At 31.5% G+C, this 22,254-nt stretch carries 20 protein-coding genes; 1 reads left to right on the top strand and 19 read right to left on the bottom strand.

Annotated elements, in window-relative coordinates; genetic code table 11:
* Positions 1–225: 225 nt before the first annotated feature.
* The 19 genes from G9F72_RS19635 to G9F72_RS19725 all read right to left on the bottom strand — a co-directional run bounded on the left by G9F72_RS19635 (position 226) and on the right by G9F72_RS19725 (position 21,323).
* A complete protein-coding gene (locus G9F72_RS19635) occupies positions 226–798 on the bottom strand; it encodes a phosphatase PAP2 family protein (protein WP_164958409.1) in 573 nt (190 codons plus the stop codon).
* A gap of 594 nt (positions 799–1,392) precedes the next feature.
* Complete coding sequence (locus G9F72_RS19640) at positions 1,393–1,902, bottom strand: GNAT family N-acetyltransferase (RefSeq protein ID WP_164958410.1); 510 nt, start codon at positions 1,900–1,902, stop codon at positions 1,393–1,395.
* 592 nt (positions 1,903–2,494) lie between these two features.
* A complete protein-coding gene (locus G9F72_RS19645; RefSeq protein WP_164958411.1) occupies positions 2,495–3,973 on the bottom strand; it encodes a multicopper oxidase domain-containing protein in 1,479 nt (492 codons plus the stop codon).
* Positions 3,974–4,327: 354 nt separating this feature from the next.
* A complete protein-coding gene (locus tag G9F72_RS19650) occupies positions 4,328–6,046 on the bottom strand; it encodes an acyl-CoA dehydrogenase family protein (protein WP_164958412.1) in 1,719 nt (572 codons plus the stop codon).
* 383 nt (positions 6,047–6,429) lie between these two features.
* Complete coding sequence (locus G9F72_RS19655) at positions 6,430–6,810, bottom strand: DUF5658 family protein (protein ID WP_224676185.1); 381 nt, start codon at positions 6,808–6,810, stop codon at positions 6,430–6,432.
* 253 nt (positions 6,811–7,063) lie between these two features.
* Complete coding sequence (locus G9F72_RS19660) at positions 7,064–8,446, bottom strand: Ig-like domain-containing protein (RefSeq protein WP_164958413.1); 1,383 nt, start codon at positions 8,444–8,446, stop codon at positions 7,064–7,066.
* 40 nt (positions 8,447–8,486) lie between these two features.
* A complete protein-coding gene (locus G9F72_RS19665) occupies positions 8,487–8,843 on the bottom strand; it encodes a prepilin-type N-terminal cleavage/methylation domain-containing protein (protein WP_164958414.1) in 357 nt (118 codons plus the stop codon).
* A 23-nt stretch (positions 8,844–8,866) separates the two neighbouring features.
* The gene (locus G9F72_RS19670) at positions 8,867–9,790 is read right to left on the bottom strand and encodes a PilX N-terminal domain-containing pilus assembly protein (RefSeq protein ID WP_164958415.1); all 924 of its coding nucleotides are present in this window, start codon (positions 9,788–9,790) and stop codon (positions 8,867–8,869) included.
* 64 nt (positions 9,791–9,854) lie between these two features.
* Positions 9,855–11,204, bottom strand: a complete 1,350-nt coding sequence (locus tag G9F72_RS19675) for a hypothetical protein (RefSeq protein ID WP_164958416.1) — start codon at positions 11,202–11,204, stop codon at positions 9,855–9,857.
* Positions 11,191–11,763: a PilN domain-containing protein gene (locus tag G9F72_RS19680; RefSeq protein WP_164958417.1), complete on the bottom strand. Its 573-nt coding sequence runs from the start codon at positions 11,761–11,763 to the stop codon at positions 11,191–11,193. The genes G9F72_RS19675 and G9F72_RS19680 overlap by 14 nt, the downstream gene beginning before the upstream one ends.
* 9 nt (positions 11,764–11,772) lie before the next feature.
* The gene (gene pilM, locus G9F72_RS19685) at positions 11,773–12,888 is read right to left on the bottom strand and encodes a pilus assembly protein PilM (RefSeq protein ID WP_164958418.1); all 1,116 of its coding nucleotides are present in this window, start codon (positions 12,886–12,888) and stop codon (positions 11,773–11,775) included.
* Between the two features lie 280 nt (positions 12,889–13,168).
* Positions 13,169–13,597, bottom strand: a complete 429-nt coding sequence (locus G9F72_RS27470; RefSeq protein WP_187356083.1) for a type II secretion system protein — start codon at positions 13,595–13,597, stop codon at positions 13,169–13,171.
* A gap of 143 nt (positions 13,598–13,740) precedes the next feature.
* Complete coding sequence (locus G9F72_RS19695) at positions 13,741–14,949, bottom strand: type II secretion system F family protein (RefSeq protein ID WP_164958420.1); 1,209 nt, start codon at positions 14,947–14,949, stop codon at positions 13,741–13,743.
* Positions 14,950–14,960: 11 nt separating this feature from the next.
* Entirely contained in the window at positions 14,961–16,649 is a 1,689-nt protein-coding gene (locus tag G9F72_RS19700; protein ID WP_164958421.1) for a GspE/PulE family protein, read from the bottom strand.
* 317 nt (positions 16,650–16,966) lie between these two features.
* Positions 16,967–17,674: a DJ-1/PfpI family protein gene (locus G9F72_RS19705; RefSeq protein ID WP_164958422.1), complete on the bottom strand. Its 708-nt coding sequence runs from the start codon at positions 17,672–17,674 to the stop codon at positions 16,967–16,969.
* 28 nt (positions 17,675–17,702) lie between these two features.
* Positions 17,703–18,029 carry an ArsR/SmtB family transcription factor gene (locus G9F72_RS19710; RefSeq protein ID WP_224676186.1) on the bottom strand — a complete coding sequence of 109 codons (327 nt, stop codon included), beginning with the start codon at positions 18,027–18,029 and terminating at the stop codon, positions 17,703–17,705.
* Positions 18,030–18,049: 20 nt separating this feature from the next.
* On the bottom strand, positions 18,050–18,718 hold the full coding sequence (locus tag G9F72_RS19715; protein WP_164958423.1) for an NAD(P)H-binding protein: 669 nt from the start codon (positions 18,716–18,718) through the stop codon (positions 18,050–18,052).
* A 180-nt stretch (positions 18,719–18,898) separates the two neighbouring features.
* The gene (locus G9F72_RS19720; RefSeq protein WP_164958424.1) at positions 18,899–20,149 is read right to left on the bottom strand and encodes a DNA polymerase thumb domain-containing protein; all 1,251 of its coding nucleotides are present in this window, start codon (positions 20,147–20,149) and stop codon (positions 18,899–18,901) included.
* A gap of 220 nt (positions 20,150–20,369) precedes the next feature.
* Positions 20,370–21,323, bottom strand: coding sequence for a TDT family transporter (locus G9F72_RS19725; RefSeq protein ID WP_164958425.1), 954 nt, complete (start codon positions 21,321–21,323; stop codon positions 20,370–20,372).
* 311 nt (positions 21,324–21,634) lie between these two features.
* Here G9F72_RS19725 and G9F72_RS19730 point away from each other — a divergent pair, with 311 nt between their 5' ends.
* Complete coding sequence (locus G9F72_RS19730; protein WP_164958426.1) at positions 21,635–22,198, top strand: TetR/AcrR family transcriptional regulator; 564 nt, start codon at positions 21,635–21,637, stop codon at positions 22,196–22,198.
* The last annotated feature ends 56 nt before the right edge of the window (positions 22,199–22,254 follow it).

Genomic DNA, 22,254 nt, shown 5'->3' on the forward strand with positions numbered 1-22,254 from the left:
TGTAGTTGTTTAAATGTTTTATTAAAACACTTCTTTTGAATAGTTGGCTTTCTAAAATCGCAATTGTATTAAAAAAAGCCCTGAAATACTTTTTGGCATTTCAAGACTTTCAGAAATAAACATTTTTGAATGCTCCATAATAAAGCATAAATGAGCCTGTAATTGTTGTGAACGCTAATTCAAATATTATAAATAATAAAACAAGTATGCTAAATTCAAACTAAGTCAACTTAAAAATTTAAATACAAAGAAATTTTGGATATATCCTTGTTGCAAAATAATGAAGATTATTTTTGAACACAATACCCCAATTATAAATCCCGCTATAACATCCGTTGGATAATGAACATATAAGTATAGTCTTGACAATGCTATCAAAATCGCCATTGACATAAATACCAATCTATATTGTGTAAAATACAAAGACAGCATTTCTGCAGCAGCGAAGGATGATAAAGTATGCCCTGAAGGAAAAGAATAAGATATTGGTTTTAAATTAAACATACTAAAGTTATCTTGCTTATTACAAGGTCTAACTCGTCTTACTATGTGTTTCACTATTCCTTCTCCAACAATTGTACCTATAATTAACGTTAAAAATATTGAATATCCAATTATTCTGTATGGTTTATCTACTATTAATGCAATAGCTATTATAACCCAAACAATTCCCATATTTCCCATAAATGTCAATACAGGCATTATAATATCTAAACATCTATTATGTACATACTTTTCAATTATAAATAGAATATAGTTATCAAATTTATTTATTTTTTTTTCAATATTAAGATACAAATTATCGCCTCTTTCTCTTATATGCCAGCCTTATTAATTATTATTATTATTATTACTATTATTTGCTATTCTAGCATTACCTAAGTACGATGCTATAACAATGCCTTTATCCACAATAATTCCATGTATATTATCTTTTATATACAATAATATAAACTATCAAATCTCAATGTTATGGATATCATTTTCACCTTCAGTTATAAGACAATTCTATATATTTTCCCGTATTTTATATTATATATTTGCAAGATTAAAAATAGATTAAAAAAGTCTTAAATTCAGCTTAGAATTATGATAAATTACAATAAAAAAACCACTAGCTATCAGACGAATCTGAAATCTAGATGGTTAATATTATAATTGCTTTAAAATATTCCTTTAATAAGTCTACTGGCGAAAGTGCCTCTAAGTCATTATTTTTTCTCAAATTAGCAAACAAACCTTCTTTGTAAACCCATTCTTCGAAAGTAAGCTCTGTTATATCATTTAAGTACCTTTTCTTTACGGAAGGTCCAATTGTTATTGTATTAAAATTCAGCCATGCGCTTAAACCGCTAAGTTACAATGGTTTTATTATAATTCACTTGAAAAATTTCATAGCAAATGGTGTATTATTTTTTTACTGAACATTTCTGCTAATGAACCATCATCAATTTTATATATCTTTAACGATATAAATCCATTATTCAACAATATTTTCTTTGATCCTATATTATTTGGGTCTGTTATTGCTGTAACTTGTTGTATACTCTTTGTTTCTTCAGCTTTATTTAATAATTCCCCTACAATTTCGCTTCCATACCCCTTTCCCCAATACTCAGGAAGCAATAAATATTCAACCTCCGCCTCAGTAAAATCATCGTTTATTGAGAGTGCACCTGATCCTATAAAAATATCTGTAGCTTTTTCAAAAACCTTAAAGTGTCCAAATTCCTTATGTATATTATTATTTTCTAACAAACGTTTGTAGTAGTTTTTTGCTTCTTCTAATAGAAACACTCTTCCATAATTCATTACCATTATTTTTTCATTTGAAACTAAGGTTAAAAAATATTGAAAGTCATCCTCTGAAAGAAATTTTTTAAAATATATTCTATTTGTCAATTTTCTACCCCCTTAATATTGGATATATAATATCCTTAAGATAATATCAATTCAATTCTATAAATAACAAATTTTTCTTGTATGATTAATGTATCATGATTAATTTAAAAAGTAAAGTTTACCTAAATTAGAGTATAAAAAAAACAGATCAACATTTTTATTGATCTATTTCTTAATTTAAAATTATTATTAATTTTTCGATAATAGTTAAACAAATAAATGTAATTGTTACTTTACAAAAACTACATTTATTGCTTTAATCAAAGCTTCAACTTTATCTCCTTGCTTAAATCCAGCATCTTCTAAACTTTCTCTCGTCATCACGGACGTAACTACTGGAGAATTAGTTCATCCATCCACAGTCATTTTAATTTGCGCCATTAATTGATCAGTTTTAATTTCCTCAATTCGTCCAAAAAATTTATTTCTTACACCAACTTCTATTATAAACACCTCCACTAAATAAGATGTTATAAGTATTGCCTATAGGTTTACTCTTATACATTCGAAGTTAATATTTGTCCTACATGCTTTGATCTAATGAAATGGTTTTGAGACAGAACCTAAATATAACAAGCTATTGAAGGCATTGTTAGGACATTTCAAATAAATTATCATCTGAATTTTCTTCATTGTCATCACTATTATGAAGATTTTCAGGAGCATCTGTTTGAATATAGGTCAATTGTCCTCCTGGATATACTCCATTGTTAGTGACTTTATAATAATCATGATTGTGCATAGGATAAAATTGTGGAAAGAAATTGTCATTAATAGCTAGAGATTCATCGAAGTTATCTACATAATTAACTGTTTTTATATTATTGAAGTTGACTGGTTGCGTCGGAATATTAGTTATTACACTGGGGTCTATATTCTTTATTTCTTGCATTTGCTTGCACAAAGGATGTATACAATCCTTCCCATTCACAATATAACTTCTATATTGTGGGCGTTTATCTTGGGCTTCTATCAATAGGTCAAAGGTTTCTCCTGAACCTATGGTGCATGTAAATCCCCTTTCAAGGCCTTCAAGTCCAACTAACTCTAGTTTTTCAGATATTTTCAAGAGTGGGCTTGGATTCGCATCCTTCCCAATTACTGTAAAATCACATCCATGGATATGCCATGGTACCACCTGATATCCCATATTAATCATCCTAAGCATGAGCATTTCTCCTGTTTTTACATGCACATAGGATTCATAGTTAAGCTGAGATACATCCCTATCATTGCATGGATTACGTGTTAAATGGTGTGGAAGCAAGGTGTCCGGAAAAGCACGCCCGTTTACAAGCCAAAAATCAGGTTTAAAATCAACTGGATTATAATTAACACCAGTTTCAATGCTATCATGCCATCTAGTATCTATATCAGAAAGCAACATTATATATTCCTTATCAAAATAAGAATGCACATCATTGTATGCAAAATTTCTATTTGTGGCAGTTTCACAAATATGCTCTTGCAGTTTTCCCTCAAAGAACCAGCGACCATTCCACAACCTTCTTATGCCCGCTATTGCAAGGCTTCTCATGGATGGATATACAATCAAGGCTCCATACATTCCCATTTGAACATGCTCAGAGGCTTCAACATGGCAGTGGTACATATATGTTCCTGGATGTTCTGTATCAAAAAGATAAGTTACCACAGGTGGTGCCATATCAAAATCTGTGCACATAGGAACTACAAATGAGGATTCTGGGAAGCCATCTAGTTGAGTGGCTACATGGGCACCATGCATATGAATAGTATGGGCATCCATAATTCCTGCAGTTGGCATGCCTAAATTTATCAAGGTTATATAAACTCTATCCCCCATTTCTCCCCAAATCACAGGTGAAGGTATGGTGGCAGTTCCTATCAAGTTTTTAAATTTTCCCCAATTACAAGATTTTGTCCAATCAAGATCTTCATTTATTACTTTACCATTAACCTTAAATAGCCCACCAACAAAACCATAGACATACACTTTTTTACGCTCAGATTCTAGTGGGGGCAGCTCAGGAGAGGTCGGAAGTTCTATAAAACCATCAGTAGCGGCAAGCACATAATGTCTAACACTCATTTAATTATCACTCCTGTTAATTTATTTCTGATCCATATTTAAAGATATCCTATTTTAGAAATAGGCAGCATTCTTAATATACAGCTTCAAATGTGTAGCGGCATCTTTAGTTTATAATATGACAGATATAATAGAACTGCTTCTATATTTAAGCAATCTCCGTTCTTATACAAAATTATTACAGCCCTTCAACTCTCAAATTTTAAAGTATAGTAAAAAAAGTGCAAATATTATGATTGACAATGCTTGGCTACAACAATCCCCTCATGTTTATCATCCAATATAATTCCATTAAAAAAGGTGTAGTTTCCTACACCTTTTAAACAATTACTAAGAATATATTTCCCTAGGGTACTAATATTTTTTTAAAATTTCAGTGAGCCTTGGCACAATTTCATACAAATCCCCCACTATACCATAATCTGCATGAGAAAATATTGGAGCTCTTTCATCAGAGTTAATAGCAACAATGATCTTGGCATCACGAATTCCACGCACATGCTGAACCTGACCAGATATTCCAATAGCTAGATACAAGGACCCTTTAAACTTCTGACCAGATATTCCTACATATCGATCAAGAGGCATCCATTCGTTTTCCTCAGCAATGGGACGAGAACAACCAACTTCAGCTCCCATAACTCCCGCCAAGGCTTCAATTATTGGCAAGTCTTCTTTGGCAACTAAACCACGGCCTATGCTGCATACTTTATCAGCATCGCTGATGTTCCCACCCGGATGTATAATGGAGTTCCCTTGGCTTTTGATATTTTCAATTTTAAGATGATTTATTAAGGTAGCAATTTTTTCTTCCGTAGAGCCTTCTTTTATAATAATGCCCTTACGGTTTTCCGTTAATACCTTTGTCACAGGTTTAATTTCTGCTACATTGGTGGCGCTATTAATAGCGCTCACTGCGGGAGCTTTTTTAGAATTGTGCAAAATAGAATGAGAAATAATTAGCTTATGAATTTCATTTGTACCTTCATATATTGTACAAATCTTAGCATCACGATACATACGTTCCACAGCAAAACCCTTTATATAGCCATAACCGCCATAAATTTGTACCGCATCATTAACAACTTCAAGGCAAACATCGGAAGCATAAAGTTTCGCCATGGCAGATTCTGTTCCATAGGACTTATGTTCTTGTTTTAGTTCAGCTGCACTGTATACCATAAATCGGGCAGCACGAATTTTAGTAGCCATATCCGCAAGTTTAAATGCGATGACTTGTTGTTCGCAAATAGGTTTTCCAAACTGAACCCTTTCTTTAGAATAATTCAGTGCCTTTTCATAAGCTCCTTGAGCAATCCCAAGTGCCTGCGCAGCAATACCAATACGTCCGCCCTCTAAGGTCATCATAGCAATTTTAAAGCCTTGTCCTTCTTTTCCTAGCAGGTTTTCTGCGGGTACTTTAACATCACGGAATAGTAGTTCCGCCGTAGCTGAAGAACGAATACCCATTTTATTGTAATGTGTACCAAAGGTAAATCCTTCTGAATCCTTTTCCACAATAAAAGCACTAATGCCTTTAGTTCCGATTCCTGGAGTTGTAACTGCAAATATTACATAAATTTCTGCATACCCACCGTTAGTTATAAATATTTTAGCTCCATTAAGTATGTAATGATCCCCATTTAAAACAGCTGTAGTCTCTGTATTACTAGCATCACTGCCTGCATTTTCTTCAGTTAGTCCAAAGGCGCCAATCTTATTACCGGAAGCAAGTGGCGTAAGATATTTTTTCTTTTGATCTTCTGTTCCAAATTCCATAATAGGCCACGATCCCAATGACACATGGGCTGATAATGCAACACCTACTCCTGCATCCACCCTGGACAATTCTTCCACCGCAATGGCATAAGTTAATATATCCATGCCAGCTCCACCATACTCTTTTGGATATGGAATCCCCATAATATTCAATTCTCCCATTTCCTTTATAATCTTTTCTGGGAAAATACTTTTTTCATCTAGTTGAAAGGCCATTGGTTCAATTTTTGTTTCTGCAAATTCTCTGACAGTATTTTTAATTAATTCCTGCTCCTTAGTCAAATTAAAATTCATTAACACATCTCCTATTATAATATTATTTTACAATAAACATAAAAAAAGAAATTTACAAATATGTTCTTCACCAATTTTCAAGTGACAACCACAATATGTCTTGCAGGGTACTTATGCCTGTTTAATTAATTTCAATTTAAACCTCAAGCGTCACTAAGGTCTATAATAAAAGCATGGATATCATAATTTTTTCGAGGTTGAAATATCTTTTTTTACTTTATAATACTATATTCTACAATTTTTGGTTTAATCCTTCTTATTTTTAGTTAATGTTCTATAATAATTAATATCTATTCATATTTTTTATCTCCTATGTGCTAAAAAGCTATGAGATATCATCCCATAGCTTTTCTAAACTACATCAAATCCATATATTTTATCAACTATCTTACTAGTAGAGTCATGCTCATCACAATGTATAGGATACTACATACTATATGAGATAGATTTATTAATCCATATAATATTAGCCATGCAACAATTATTATGTTGGACTGATGTAACTGCTTTTGGGTGGCTTTTTTCATCCTTTGGTATACCCAAAGCAGCAAGGCCAAAGGGACCGCTATCTTAATAATTAGACTTAATACTTGCATATCATTTACCACTGGTGCCATAATAGCATTTGCTTCTAGGAACATACCTGTATTGACTAAGAAAAGTGTAAATATTATATCAGTTAAATTCAGTATGTAGAGTGTAATTAATTTTTTCCTTATTGAATCCAAATCTCGTGTTTTTAATACACAAATAATAAAAGACATGTCCATCACCTCTATATTGAAGTATTGACCATGTGTTTAAGTTTTAAACTTAGATTAATTGAAGGCCGGTACATTAAGTATACAGCTCAATTTTTTCAAATTTATGTTTGATAATGTCTGGTTTCAACAGCCACCACCGTAACTTTGAGCAAATCAATAGAAAAAGACTCAATAGAGATTTCTCCCCATTGAGTACTCATTTGTTAACTCGCTATACTTTTAGATTTCTGTAATACCAATTATTAAAATACTATCATTTTTGAACATTTATATTTTGATTAACTGTAATATTGGTCCCATCATTCAATGTGGCTATAGCTTTAACAGTTAAAGTTATGCCCCAAACATTCCCGATTTTCAGCAATCCATCATTGCCAATATTTGCACTATTGCTACCAGTTACACTCCATTTTAATTGACTCACTCCTATGGAGGGTGTTGCAAGATTTCCCCCTGGATTTGCATAACAACTAAGCTTAAGACCACTTTTTCTAGTAATAGTGCTTCCACCAGTAATATAAATACTTGTTAGTTTAGGATTAATAGTAATATCCTTTGTTTTGGTTACATTTGAGCCATCCCTAGTTTTGGCAGTAACTACAACAATTATATTAGAATTTGTTGTTTTAGCAGTTAGTAACCCTGTATTTTGATCAATTATTGCTATTGAACTAGGTTGATCAATTGACCAAGTTACAGTTGGATCTGCAGCATCCACTGGATTTACACCACTTACTCTCATTTGAAGGGTTCCAACTCCATTGAAAATGCAATCGTAATTGGATACAATTGTAAAGGATGTTACTCTATTTATTGATAAGCCTGTTGTTGTCACTGTATAAGTTCCGCTGACCCCACTTCCATCCTGTGCAGTTGCAGTTACTTTAATATTTTTCCCTTGAATACCTGTAATAGTCTTTAGCAAACCATTTGTATCTATTGTAGATAAAGTACCGTCATCTACAGACCAAGTTACTGCTTTGATCGAAGCATCAGTTGGTGTCAAGTTACTTGTAAGTTGCAACATTCCACCATTAATTGATATAGAATTTAATGGTGCTGTTATACTTATTGCTTGTACTGGCTTAGCATTAATGTTAGTAATAATTGGTTCAGTTGTATACGCAATTACTGCTCCAGTCCCATTAACCAAAGTATGATCACCTATATTCAATAATAGTGTTGAAGATCCTAATTGGAAGGTCTGCTTTCTATAGGTCTCTTGAATATTAAACTCTACTGTTTTAGAATTTTTAATTTGAAATTGCAATGTAGTAATCATATTATTTGAAGTATTTCCCGATATATTTGTTATGTCTGTATTATAATATTGCTTTAGTATTCCATCATTACCAACATAAATATAATTTGTATTTGGATATGGAGTGGTAGGGAACTCCGCTAACACCACTGCATCGCTACTATACCTAAGTTCTTTTGTTATATAATCAGACGCAATCCTGATATTTGATTGTATATCTGATTTTGCAGAACCATTATTAAAAGAGGTACTTCCAAAGTCGCCCATAGAATAAGCCATTGTTAATACAATTCCAAGTATTGCTATAGTCACAATTAATTCAATAAGTGTAAATCCGGACTTAAAAGCTATTCTTTTCTTGCTATTAACGCGCAATTAGATTCACCTCCCTTTATGTGCAATAGAATACCTTTTTTTAGTTGGTAGTAAAGGTGGTTAATATTTTAGATCTACTACCATAAGTATAAGTTACATCAACCTGACGTCCACTTATTACAATGCCGGTATTTCCCGGGAAGGTCAAAGTAATACTTTTAGTTGAGGTTACTACATTGCTAGGTAAATTTGCTAAATCATTAATGTTACTTTCTATTTGATTTTGTGCGGTATAATGAGAAACACTTTTTTTCCCTGAGTTTGTAATTCCAACTATGCCACTTGTGAACATTGTCAGAAAAGCTATACTTATTATCCCCAGTAGCGCTATGGACAGAATAACTTCTATTAATGTGAAGCCTTTTTTATTTTTTAAATATTTTTTATATTTAATCATTTTCTCAGCCTCTTTTTTATAAATTAGCTCCATGTTATTGAATAATTTGAAATTTGTTGTTTAGGTGAACCAGGATAATTAGGATCTGTTATAGATATTTTGTCTAAACTACTGAAATCAGCATCGTTTAATATTTGTGTATCATTTGAATAATAGTACCATTGTGACTTGTATTCTATTCTCCCCCATTGACCCGTTTTATCAGTTCTAGGCACGCTAGCCGATGGTAGAACCTGTAAAATTAACTTTCCATCATTACTACCATTCCTATTCGTATCTATTGGATTATTAAAAATTAACATACCCGCATTTAATGTTAATGGATATTTAAAGTTCCAAATACCAGTTGTGAAATTTATAGCATCTGCCTGGTAATTTACAGGCCCATGAACAAGCTTTAACCCTGGGTCACTAACTAATACAGTTACTCCATTGTCCCCATGTACATGATTGCCTTCACTTCCTTGACCACTATTTGAACTATACCAGTTTAAACTGGCCCCAGAAACTGTAGGACCTGGTGGATCCGTAATCTGAGTGGTAACAGTTGTAATAGTTACAGTTGTTGTTTGAATAACGTTTCCTACAGTACCCACTGAAGTAATTATGGCAGTGACACTATCTGGATTTGCTATTGTGACCTCAAATTTGCCAATCATATTTGAGGTTGATGGCTGAATATCGACAAATTGGTTTGAATTATTTAAATACACAGGATTACATACTCCACTTGGTTTAATAACATTGGCAGGATTTTTCCATGCGCTTAAAGTTGCTTCTGCACCCGAGCGTGCAAGGTAATGGGCTTGTATTCTTTTATCTTCATAGGCTGCTTGTTTTGTTTCTGAAAGGCTAATATTTAATATGGCCGTACCAAGTATTGTCATAATAACCATAACCATAATAACAACAATCAAGGCAGATCCCTTATTTTTCTTTGATATCATAGGTTATGTCCCCCTTCAAATAAAATTAACAATAAAGTCACCTTAAAGTTCTAAATATTCCCATTTACTTATTAGTATAGTAAATGTAATTTCTATTAACCGAAATATCACCTTTTTCTTTTAGTATTTCAACTCTCGGTTTAATTTTGTCATCATCTAAAATATTCACAACAAGACTTTTATCAGTATCATTTGTAATTTTAATATTGACCCCTGATAAATCTGAGCTTATTCCTCTTTTTTGTGTAGCTATATCTAAAATTATGTTTTCTCCACTAGGTACAAATTCAATAGAATTGCTAAAATCTTTAGGATATGTTTCTATACCTGTTTTATATTTATAAAAATACTTACTACCTACCTTTGTAAAATAAAACTCCACTGGCTCTATTTTTTCACTGTCTGAATAAATATATGATTGCTTTGATTCGTCTTTTGCCTTTTCAATTGTTACAGTGTGTAAATTAGATGTTATAGGTTTTGCAGTCATAACAAAGTCATTTTTAATTTCATCTTTTGCTATTGTGATTTCTGCCTTATTTGCTATTATCCCATTTACATCTTTCACTTGATTATTTACTTGATTGTTCTCTTGATTGTTTGGTATTATTTCATTATTAACTTGTAATGAAGAGGATGATCCAAGAAAAGGATTCCCATTGCCGCTAGGTTTTTTATAGTCCCATTTAAAGTAATCATTATTATTAAGTTTAGGAACACCATAAAACTCTAATATAAGAGTTCCTGACACCTCACTGCCCGTTGCTCCAGTTAAGTTTATATTATTTATAATTATCTTTTTATCGTAATTTTCTACTTGCTCTATAAAGCTTATAAGTTCATCATACATACCCTTAAAATTAAGTGTAACTTGCATTTTATATGCACCACTAACTATTGAATTAATACTGCTTGTACTATCATTACTAGTGTTTGCTTTTTCACTATTAGAATCTTTTTTAGAATTACCATTAAAGGCGCTTACTAACTTGTCTAATTCATTGGTAGCATCTTTGCTTTTGTCTTGATTATTAGCAGTTTTGCTCGCATCTACTGGAACTGTAGTGCTTTCACTACTTACTTCTGAGAAACCTAATACATCTGCTTGAAGATTACTGTCTTTAATCATTTTATCTAAAATCATTATAATTTCTTCCTGCTTTATTGATGGAAATAGCTTATTTGTTTCATTAAATATTTTAGCATTTAAAATTGTATTTTGTTCATTTTTTTTATCTTTTGATGCAATCTTTGCTTTAACCTGCTCCCACTTTTGCGAATATGTATCTTTACTAGCTTTTAATTCAACTATCTTTTGATTTTGTTTTGTATAAACAAAATTATAAAAACCATAAGCAATTAACACTAATAATAAAGCTCCTAGTAGTATTTGTTCCCTTTTAGTTACTTTCATAATTATCAACGTCCTTTAAAGTACAATTTATACTAAAAGTAAGGTTTTCATTTTCTTTAGATGATGAATTTATGCTATCAATATGAACCTCTTTTACAATATCTAAGTTTCTTAAAGCCCGTTCAAATACTGCTACTGTCTCTCTATCTTTTCCTTCAGCTTGAAGTTTCACCCCACTAGCATCTAATGTCATCACTTTAAAATACACACCTTCAGGAACGCAGGAATTTATTTTATCTATTACTTTACTACCTACAAAATCACTATTATTTATGTCATCACTAATATTTACCACTATACCATAGTACTGATTCATTATAGCTAACTTCTTTTCTTCATTTTCTATTTCTTTTAACTTAACAATATTTTCTTTCGAATTTAAATTTTGCTTTATATCCACTATTTCTGAATTTAGTTTACTTATTTTAAAATAATTAAAGGCATAAGTAAAAGTTATGAATAAGATTAAACCTATATATAATACAACAGCATATAAATATTCTTTTTTAAAACCTTTTCTACTTCCCGTATAAGGAGCAAAAAAGTTAAAATCCTTCATAAGTTTCACCTACCTCAGTCTTATTATGGCTCCTATAGCGTTTAAATAATTGCTTAATTCTACATCTACTTTAGATGAATCTACTTTAAATATATCTAGTTTAGATTTGTGTACGTTAGATGCATTTATTTTAGAACAGTTTACATTACTTAAGCTCTGTATTTTAATAACAGGTAAGTTCAGTGCTTCTTTTATAAACATTTCTATACCTTTAAGACTTGAACTTCCTCCATAAATATATATCTTGTCTACTTTATTTCCTTGTTCTTTATTTTTATAATAATTAAGCAATCTTTCTATTTCGTGAATCCAATTCCGTACTTGTGTTTTTGCAATATCGTTTACCATTGAACTCTGTATATCACTTAGAGAATCTACTTCTAAATTACAACATTCCATCTTTTGCACTTCTGCTTCTCCTTCTGAAATAGATAATTGCTTAGCAATATCTATATCTATATGAGCACCACCATAAGTGATAATTCTAGTAAACTGCACATTCCCACCTTTGATAATATTCACATTTATGAAATCATATCCCAAATCTATAACTGCAACAGTATCTTCTAAACTGTAATTTTCATTGTTAACTTTTATATCTTCAATAAATAACTTATTAATACTATTTGAACTAATATCTAATGCAACTGCATTGCCCTTTAATCCCTTTATTAAATTATAATATCCATCTGCCATGGTTTTAGGATAAACTACCACTGTAACCTTTGCTTTTTTTACACCAACCTCTTCAAACTCTTCTAATACTTTATATTGCATTACATAATCATCAAACCTAATTGGTAAATATTTTTCCATTTGAAACTTAATTATAGAGTCCATATCTTCCTTTTTAGCTACTGGAGTATCAATGTCTCTAGTTATAATTAATGTGCTTTTTGTCGTGATAATAATACTTTTACATTTTATATTTTCTTCTTGCAGCACATCTAAAATTTCACTTTTAAATTTAGTTATATCTAAAATACTTCCATCATGATAGCAACCTACTGGAGTAATCATAGTGATGACTCTTTCAATGATTACATTTTTTTTACTTTGAATTCCTAGAACTATTTTTGTGTTTTTTGAACCTATGTCTAGGGATAAGACTTTTGAGTTGAACATTGGTGGTCACCTCTTTTTTAGTTTATTTAGTTGAAATGTTTAATATACACTTCCAGTTATTGTTAACTGTCCTAAGGTGGTAACAACAACTGGAAGTTTTTGTTTGTTATTTTTCTCTAGCTTTCGCTTATATCCCATTTGGTAAATTTTCGCTTTTCCCCCGAGGTGCTAGGAGATGACTGGAAGTCATATCCTTGCTATTGTTCGACTCAAATGGTTGAACTTACTATTTGCTAAGCAAATGCAAAGTACCTGTCACCAAGATTTAAATTCGTGTTAATTATGGAGTTACAGATACTACCCCTTCATCAGATACCGTAACAAGTATAGTTGTAGTCCCAGCTGTCTTTTTATTCGCTACAAGATTAGTCACTCTAGAATCATTAGCTCCTAATACTGCACCTGTTCCTGCAACTCCTCCAGAAGTAGCAGCAAACGAACCCGTATTACCGGCTACAGCAGACACGGTAACTACAGTTGTATGATTTGTACTATCACCTTTTATCTGCCCTTCAGCCAATAAAGTAGTAATCGCATTCCCAATTAAAACACCATATTGATGATCAGCGGCTGTCTTTGCTTTGTCTGTAAAACCTGAAAATCTAGGAATAGCAATTGCAGCCAATATCCCCAAAATCGCAATAACCACAATAAGTTCAATTAGAGTAAATCCTTTCCTCTTCTTTTTCTTCATTAAATCCATTTTCATTAAATTCACTTCCATTAATAATTCCCCCTTATAATCTAATATTTTAAATATATAATAATGACTTAACTACAAAATTTTCATATTAACTAATATTTATAATTACCCTGCACATATTTTGTAGTTCCATCATATTAATCAAACTATTACTGAACAGTCTTAGTCATATCAAACATAGGCAACATCATAGCAATAACTATAAATCCTATAACAACTCCCATTACTATTATCATAAGTGGCTCTATCATTGTAGTTAATCTTTTCAGTGACGCTTCTAGTTCTTCATCATAAAAATTTGCTGTCTTGTCTAATATGTCATCTAGTGACCCTGACTCTTCACCTATTTTTATCATGGAGTGTAGCATTACTGGAAATAGTGATTCATCTCCTATCGCCTCTCCTAAAGATACTCCTTTTAGTACTTTTTCTTTAATCACTTCTAAGCTCTTCTCTGCTACTTTATTTCCAACTACCTTTTGCACTACATCTAAGGCTTGTACCAAAGGTACACCACTAGCAAGTACTGTAGATAGTGTTCTAGTAAATCTAGATACTATTACTTTTTCTGTAGTATCTTTAATTATTGGTAATTTTAATTTTAATCCATCTAGTGATAATTTACCTTCTGGAGTTTTAGCATAAGTTTTCATACCATAAACTACTCCACCTATAACGACAATTAGTATGTACCATTTAGTTCGTATAAATTTACTTATCCCCATAACTATCCTGGTGGGTGCTGGTAGCGGAACCCCTGAGCCCTCAAACATTCCTGTAAAGGTAGGCATTATAAAGGTTAAAAGGAAAACTACTACTACCACTGATAAGCCCGCTAGTACCATTGGATAAACCATAGCACTTTTAAGTTGGTTGTTTATTTTATTTTCTTTTTCAAAATGAGATGCCATTCTACTCATTATTATATCTAGATTACCACTGACTTCACCAGTGTTAATCATATTTATAAGTAAATCGGGAAACACATCGTTATGCTTTCCAAGTGCTTCTGAAAGGGAGATCCCCTTCTGCACATCATCATGTGCTTCATTTAAGCATTTCTTCAATTTTTTGTTCTCTGCTTGTTTTTTTAAAACATCTAATGTATTAGAAATATTAGCGCCTGCATTTATCATAGTGTGAAACTGCCTGCAGAAAATGTATAAGTCCTTTGTTTTAACTTTTGAAAAGGCTTCAAATAAATCCTTCTGCTCACGTTCTAATGTTTCTTTAATTTCTATAGGATAGTAATTATTATCCTCTATCATGGCTAACACTTCATTTTTACTATTAGCCTTAAATGTTCCTTCTATTTTCTGCCCTTGATGGTTCATAACTTTATACTTAAAAGTAATCACTTACTCACCCCTTATTCCTTCAAATATGCTATCTTAACCAGTTCTTGAATGGTTGTCATCCCCTTCAACACTAACTCAGTACAGGATGTTTTTAGTGTCTTCATTCCATTTTCTATGCATATATCTCTTATTTCATCTACACTAGCATTACGCATGATGTATTCCCTGTGTTTACGAGTTACTTCCATTATTTCGTATACACCTATTCTTCCTGTATATCCACTGTTGTTGCAGTGTCCACAGCCTTTGCCTTTGTGAAGCAATAATTCTTCTGCTTTGTGAATGCCAAGGATTTCTTTATCAAAATCAGTTGCTATGTAAATTTCACTACACATTGGACATATTTTTTTTACAAGTCTTTGAGATATAATTCCTGCTATGGCACTAGCTACTAGGTAGGGTTGTATATCCATATCTATAAGCCTTACAATGGCTGAAGGCGCATCGTTTGTGTGAATTGTACTTAGAACTATATGGCCCGTTATAGATGCTCTGGTAGCTATTTCTGCTGTTTCATTGTCCCTTATTTCACCTATCATAACAACATCAGGGTCTTGTCTTAAAATTGACCTTAAGCCAGATGCAAAAGTTAGTCCTGCTTTTACATTTACATTTACTTGATTTATTCCATCTACTACGTACTCTACGGGGTCTTCCACTGTTATGATGTTTTTACTATTATCATTAAGTTCGCTTAATAAAGTATATAGTGTAGTGGATTTTCCACTACCTGTAGGTCCTGTAACCAGAATTATACCGTATGGATTTTTAATTATTCTTTCTACTTTTTCTAAATCATCTTCATTCATGCCTAGTTTTTCTTTACCTACTAAGAAATTTTCTCTATCTAGTACCCGGATAACAATCTTTTCACCGTGAATTGTTGGTAAAGTGGATACCCGTAGGTCTACCTTCTTATCATCTACAACTGTTAAAATTCTGCCGTCCTGTGGAATTCGCTTCTCTGCAATATTTAATTCTGCAAGTATTTTTATACGAGTTATAAAAGCATTAAATATATCTTTATTATATTTAGCTATCTCTTTCAAAGTACCATCTATTCTATATCTTATCTTTATCGCATTTTCAAAAGGTTCTATATGGATATCACTAGCTCTCAGTTTTATTGCATCACTTATTATAGAATCGACAAGTCTCACCGCTGGAGCACTTTTTATATCATCTAATTGTGCTTTATTTTCTTCCTTATCTTCATTTGTTCCTTGAGCTTTTGATAAATCCTCAGCAGCTTTCTTCGCATTTTGATTAGCATAATATTTATTAATTGTATCTTTAATATCTTTTGTTGTTGCAATATATATTTCAACATCGAAACTTGAAGATATCTTAACATCGTCTATTGCAAATATATTTAAGGGGTCAGACATGGCAACCTTTAATATATTGTCCTCCATACCAAAAGCAACTAAGTTATATTTTTTTGAAATACTTTCTGGAATTACTTGAACAAATTTTTGCTCAATATCTTGCATATCTAGATGCACTCTTTTTATAGATAGTTGTTGCTCTAGAACTTCTAAAATATCTTCTTCACTTAAAGTACCATCTTCAATAAGAAGTTCTCCTATCCTTTTCGCAGTGCCTTGCTGTTTTATTAGCACTTTTCTAAGTTGCTCTGGAGATATCTTTCTAGCTTCAACTAGTAAATCTCCCAATCTTTTTTTCGCCATACTCTTCATTGGCTATGCCCCTTTATCAACTTTTCATTTGAAATATTTCTATATAATAACTGTATTTATACTATTTTACCTTTTCTTCTATAATTATTTATTATTATTGTAATTGTAATACGATTAACAATTTATTACAACGTTTTTTCAAGCTAATCATACTAAACTAAACATTTTTTTCTATTGTTTTTTTTAGTTTACAAATTTCATTTATTTTCTTTAATTTTACTCGTTTTTTAATTAAATTGTCCTTTGATAATGCATGTTTTTCAGATGAATTTGGTATTTATATCTTCCTTCACAATTTGTATTTTTTTAGCTCCCTTCTATTCTTTCTCAACCATTTTTCTTACAATATTTTTACCAGCCTTCGGTCCTACCCCTGTTATTATATTGCCATCTCTTACTGCATAATTTGAGTTAAGCACTTCCCATATTTTAATACCTATATTTCTTTTCTTAGAGTATTTATTTAATTCTTTTCCTGTCCATATTGGTAGAGGTAGAAAACTAGAGTGGATCATTTTGAATTTTAATATAGCATGCTCCTGAAAAGTTGGAAACCCTGTGACTTTTTTATCTTGAATCAATGACACGCCATTTATATTTACAAAGGCTAAAGTTGAGGCTGCATGACATATGGACATAATTTTTTTGTCCCTTTTGTAAAATTCTAGAATAACCTTATGCAGTTTCTTATTCTTATTCATATCAAATAAAGAACCATGCCCACCGGCTAAAAATATTCCTTCATAATTGTTACAATTGATAACATCAATTGATATGGATTTATTTAATTTCTCTTGTAACTCATTTCCTATTTCAGAATTAGTTGATAGACTTTTAGATATTCCAAAACCAATTTTATTGATAATTGGTCGAACTACTATACTTAAAGGATCCACCTTTGGTTTTCCACCAGTTATGGTAGAAAAATCTACATGGTATCCATATTTTTTAAATTCCATGTAAGGAACTATAACTTCCTCCCAGGTATATCCCACTTCACTCACTACAAATATTATATTTTTCATTTAAATTCCTCCCACCCCTAAATTTTTATTATTTTAATTCGCAATTTTCTTCAACAGTCCTTATTAGTTTCTTTAGATTTTCTACAGATTCCTTTAGAGTTAAAAAATAGTAGTTTTCTATTCCCTTTTTCATTACATCCACTATTCCAGCTTGTTTCAAAATCTTAAGATGGTGGGAAACTGCTGGTCTTGATAATGCAATTTTTTCTGTTATAGCATTTACATTTAACCCTTCTGGTGTTTCAGATAAAATGAGAACTATTTCTTGTCTTTTTTCATCAGATAAGACCGAGAATAATGGAATACACTCTTTAAATATCATCATTACTTTTAAACTTTTTTCTTTGTTAGGCATTTTATTAACACCCATCCTTTCTAAACTTCAGTTGCTAATTTATTTATTTCTTCTGGTTCATGTACATAATTGCCCTGATGTACATTTAATGAAGCTTTGTACATTGCTAAAGCCAAATCTTTTGTTTTTGTAGGCTTGTATTTTTTAAGGTTGCCAATAAAAACAAAGGGTAGTATTTTGCATAAAGCTAGTGTAATTCTTTCCCCCAACCTAAAATCTTTTCTATCTCCCATAAGAATTGATGGCCTAAATATGTGAAGGGTATCCAAGTTCATATCTTTTAACTTTCTTTCTAATGTCCCTTTTACACTGTTATAAAAAATTTTAGACTTTTCATTAGAACCAAATGCAGAAATAACAAAGAACCTACCTTTTCCTGCCCCTTTTGTAATTTGAGCACTAGCCATTGGATATTCTAAATCAACCTTTTTGAAATTTTCTTTTGTTTTTGCTATTTTAATTGTTGTGCCGAGACAACAAAACACACTATCCACATCAAAGAGTGAATGATATTTTTCCAAGTTGTTAAAATCCACTATTTCTTGCTGAATTTTTTCACTATTTATATTTAGTTTTTTTCGTACTAATAGGGTAACTTCCTTATACTCTGATGAATCTATAAGTATTTTTGTTAAATCCTGACCCACCAGGCCACTAGCTCCAAGTACTAAAGCGCTTTTATTTCCCACTTTTTGCCCACTTCCTTTCTATTTTTAGTGTAGTAATTTGTACACTCATTAATTTTAATAATTTTTACTGTATGTTTATTAGTTTAATCTTATAAACCAATAATATATAAATAATGGTTACTTGTCAATAACTATTATTTAGAATTCCAAAGGATTTTATTGTTTACTTTTACCTCTCACTTATAACATTGCACTCATAAGTGGATAATCTTCTTCCCCTATGCCTCCACACATAGCACTTAGACCTGAATGAAGAAAACAAGACCGACGTATAGCTTTATCACCATACTTTAGCCTAATTTCATCCACTGCTTTATTAAGCTTACTATCTTTATCATAATCAAATGCGTCAAGTAAGCAGCACTGATAAAAATCATTACTACAAAAGTCAGTAATATGGACCCCTAGGTGCCTTATGTGGTTGCCCTTCCAGACATTATCAAATAGATAACAGGCTACCTCATATATTTTACGAGTAGAGTCTGTAGCTACTTGTATTTTTTTTTGACGGGAATAAGAAATTAAGTCACTTCCTCTTATACTCACAGAAACCACATTGCAACAGTTCTGAGAATTCCTAAGACGCATAGCCACTGTTTCACACAAAGATAATAGTACTTTATGCGCTGTATCACTATCTTCCACATCAAAAGCTATAGTTGTAGAATTTCCTATGCCTTTGATTTCAATGTAATTACTCTTTCTAACCTCAGACCTATCTATACCATTTGCATAATTATAAATTACTCCCCCATGACTCTTAAATTTATTCTTTAAAATTTCCAAATCATAATTTGCTAAATCTCCAATAGTATTAATATTTAAATTGTGCAATTTGGGTGCCGTAGCTCTACCTACCATAAACAAATCTTCAACAGGTAACGGCCACATCTTTTGTTTTATTTCTGGAGGAAATAAGGTGTGTATTCTATCTGGTTTTTTAAAATCCGAAGCTACTTTTGCCAAAAGCTTGTTATTTGATATTCCAATATTTACCGTAAATCCAAGTTCCTTTTTTATTCTCTCTTTTATAGTCTCAGCAAGTCCCATATAGTCTGGATACAAATGCTCCATGTTAGAAAAATCTAGAAAACTTTCGTCTATACTAAATCTTTGAATTTGCGGAGTATATTCTTGAAATATTTGGTTCATGGCTAAGCTGCATTTCATGTATAGCCAGTATCTAGGTGGTACAATTACTATACTGGGACATTTTGACCTAGCGTTATATAGTGTTTCCCCTGTTTGGATATTAAACTTTTTAGCAGGTATTGATTTGGTTAAAACAATGCCATGCCTACTTTCCTCATCTCCACCTACTACAGATGGTATTTCTCTTAAGTCTATTTTTTCTCCCTGTTGAAGCCTGTAAGTGGCTTCCCAAGATAAATAGGCACTGTTAACATCGATATGAAAAATTAATGCGCTCATATAATATCACCCTCTTTACTATCCTATTTTATTATCAGAACATACGTTCCCATGCTACTATTATATAATACTTTTCCTTCTATTATAAGTAGTTCTAGAAATTTTTTTTAAACTTCAGAAAATCTTTTTCATTCACTGTAGAATCTTCTTAAAATAAAACAAAAAGAACTGTAGTTAGATTTATAAATCAAATCTAACTACAGTTCTTAATTGCATATATTTATATACTTTTATCTATTTGAGATATCTTTGCGATTTTATTCTCAAGAAAAAGAAATTGAAAGTATCTTACTAAAACATAAAGGACAATTAAAACAGCTAGTATCTCTTGGAATTTAATTAAATATTTTAACATATGTATTGGTTGTTTAATTTTAACTAGATACCCATTAAATTGCTTCATAGCAATTGCGCTTATCACCATTGGAAAGGTGAGTGCAGAATAACTTGGGTAAAATTTAATTTTCAGAAGCTTTGGTAAATACGAAATCACCCCGAGAAACATTATAAGGGATAGACCAACTAAAAAGCCTACTATAAAATTATTTTTCATTGGAAAACATGCTAAATATCCAGCTAAACATAAACTAGCAGGAGCTGCAAATATTGCAATGGTTGGCATTGCTGGTTCTGGAATTCCCTTAATAAAGAATGTCCTGTAAATTACAATAGGTAGCAGACATAAATATGATATAAGACCAACCCAGAAAAACCCTTTTCCAAGGCTAATTAAATTATAGGCAGGTGCAGTCATACTTGCAACAACAATACCAACATAAACTACAAAATAACTTGGAAAAACTTTTTTTATATCAAAGTTAAAAATATAATTTATTGTAAAATAAATTATTAGAAAACAATGCAGTACTAATCCAAAGCACCAAATTCCAAAGGATATTGAAGGAGCATAGGGCTTTATATAAGTTGCCAAAATCATTAAACCCATAGTAAAAGTAGGTATTACACTGGCAACAACTGGGTTTTTAAAAGACTCTACTACTACTTTTGTATCAAAAGATATCTTTAATATAAGTAACAATAATATTAATGCAGATACAATTCCAAAGATGTTCCTGTACATAGCACCATAAGATAATAATAAATTGCCAGCTGCCGCTAGTGCTAACATCAGTCCCGCTATTGGTACTGGAGTTTTTTTAATCAAACTTTTCATATTTTTACCACCTTACTTCATCAATATTTACAAGGCCCAGTTCTCCCCCTGATACAGCCCCACAAACACATTTTGATTCTGCATCTCTTCTTATCTTTTTAATACTAACTTCCTTTTTCATTTAATTCCTCCCTTTAATAAAATAATCCACATACACTATATATGAAGCCTTACAGCAAGTCCAATAGATAATTGCAATAGGTCAGCCTTTATTTATTGCGAATACTAATAACAATTAATAATAAAAAATAAAATATCCTATTGACAATAAACGAATGGTCGTTTATTATATAATTATTAGAGGTGATCCAATGAGAAGAAAAGATGACGAAAAGGAAAAGAGCATAAAAGAAGCAGTGATTAAGCTAATACTAGAACAAGGTTTTCATGGTACTTCTATTTCAAAGATTGCAAAAGAGGCAGGGGTTTCCCCAGCTACTGTTTATGTTTATTATGAGAATAAAGAAGTAATGCTACGAGATATATATCTTGAGTATTCTGAAGAAATTTTAGATTATTTACTTGGCAAACTTTATAAAGAAATGGATGGACATGAGCTTATCGAAATGCTCACTAGAGGTTATTATACCTATATCCGAGAACATGGAGAAATATTTCATTTTGTAGATCAATTTTCAAGTTGCCCAGCCCTTGCTAGTCAATGTTCAGAACAAAAGAACATAAATAATTTAAACATACTCTTAGAAGAGATGAAAAAGAAAAGAGTGATTAAAAATTTTAGAAATGATAATTTGATAGCTATAATTTTTTACCCAATAAAATCTATTGCTATTAAACAATGTATTGGTGAATTTGAACAGGTTGAGCTCCTTGACGAAATGATTACGATAATTCAAGAGGCCCTACTTCTTTAATTATAAATTTTATACTAAAGCGAGAAAATTTTGTTAAACTGATAGCTGCAAAATGT

It is taken from the genome of Clostridium estertheticum (genome assembly GCF_011065935.2).
GTDB classification, from domain to species: Bacteria; Bacillota; Clostridia; order Clostridiales; family Clostridiaceae; genus Clostridium_AD; species Clostridium_AD estertheticum_A.

What these genes read in the sequence shown, in the direction of transcription:
- G9F72_RS19645 (WP_164958411.1), bottom strand. Translation starts at nt 3,973, where the DNA reads ATGAGTGTTAGACATTATGTGCTTGCCGCTACTGATGGTTTTATAGAA.
- G9F72_RS19650 (WP_164958412.1), bottom strand. Translation starts at nt 6,046, where the DNA reads ATGAATTTTAATTTGACTAAGGAGCAGGAATTAATTAAAAATACTGTC.
- G9F72_RS19655 (WP_224676185.1), bottom strand. Translation starts at nt 6,810, where the DNA reads ATGTCTTTTATTATTTGTGTATTAAAAACACGAGATTTGGATTCAATA.
- G9F72_RS19665 (WP_164958414.1), bottom strand. Translation starts at nt 8,843, where the DNA reads ATGATTAAATATAAAAAATATTTAAAAAATAAAAAAGGCTTCACATTA.
- G9F72_RS19670 (WP_164958415.1), bottom strand. Translation starts at nt 9,790, where the DNA reads ATGATATCAAAGAAAAATAAGGGATCTGCCTTGATTGTTGTTATTATG.
- G9F72_RS19675 (WP_164958416.1), bottom strand. Translation starts at nt 11,204, where the DNA reads ATGAAAGTAACTAAAAGGGAACAAATACTACTAGGAGCTTTATTATTA.
- G9F72_RS19680 (WP_164958417.1), bottom strand. Translation starts at nt 11,763, where the DNA reads ATGAAGGATTTTAACTTTTTTGCTCCTTATACGGGAAGTAGAAAAGGT.
- pilM (WP_164958418.1), bottom strand. Translation starts at nt 12,888, where the DNA reads ATGTTCAACTCAAAAGTCTTATCCCTAGACATAGGTTCAAAAAACACA.
- G9F72_RS27470 (WP_187356083.1), bottom strand. Translation starts at nt 13,597, where the DNA reads ATGAAAATGGATTTAATGAAGAAAAAGAAGAGGAAAGGATTTACTCTA.
- G9F72_RS19700 (WP_164958421.1), bottom strand. Translation starts at nt 16,649, where the DNA reads ATGAAGAGTATGGCGAAAAAAAGATTGGGAGATTTACTAGTTGAAGCT.
- G9F72_RS19705 (WP_164958422.1), bottom strand. Translation starts at nt 17,674, where the DNA reads ATGAAAAATATAATATTTGTAGTGAGTGAAGTGGGATATACCTGGGAG.
- G9F72_RS19710 (WP_224676186.1), bottom strand. Translation starts at nt 18,029, where the DNA reads ATGCCTAACAAAGAAAAAAGTTTAAAAGTAATGATGATATTTAAAGAG.
- G9F72_RS19720 (WP_164958424.1), bottom strand. Translation starts at nt 20,149, where the DNA reads ATGAGCGCATTAATTTTTCATATCGATGTTAACAGTGCCTATTTATCT.
- G9F72_RS19725 (WP_164958425.1), bottom strand. Translation starts at nt 21,323, where the DNA reads ATGAAAAGTTTGATTAAAAAAACTCCAGTACCAATAGCGGGACTGATG.
- G9F72_RS19730 (WP_164958426.1), top strand. Translation starts at nt 21,635, where the DNA reads ATGAGAAGAAAAGATGACGAAAAGGAAAAGAGCATAAAAGAAGCAGTG.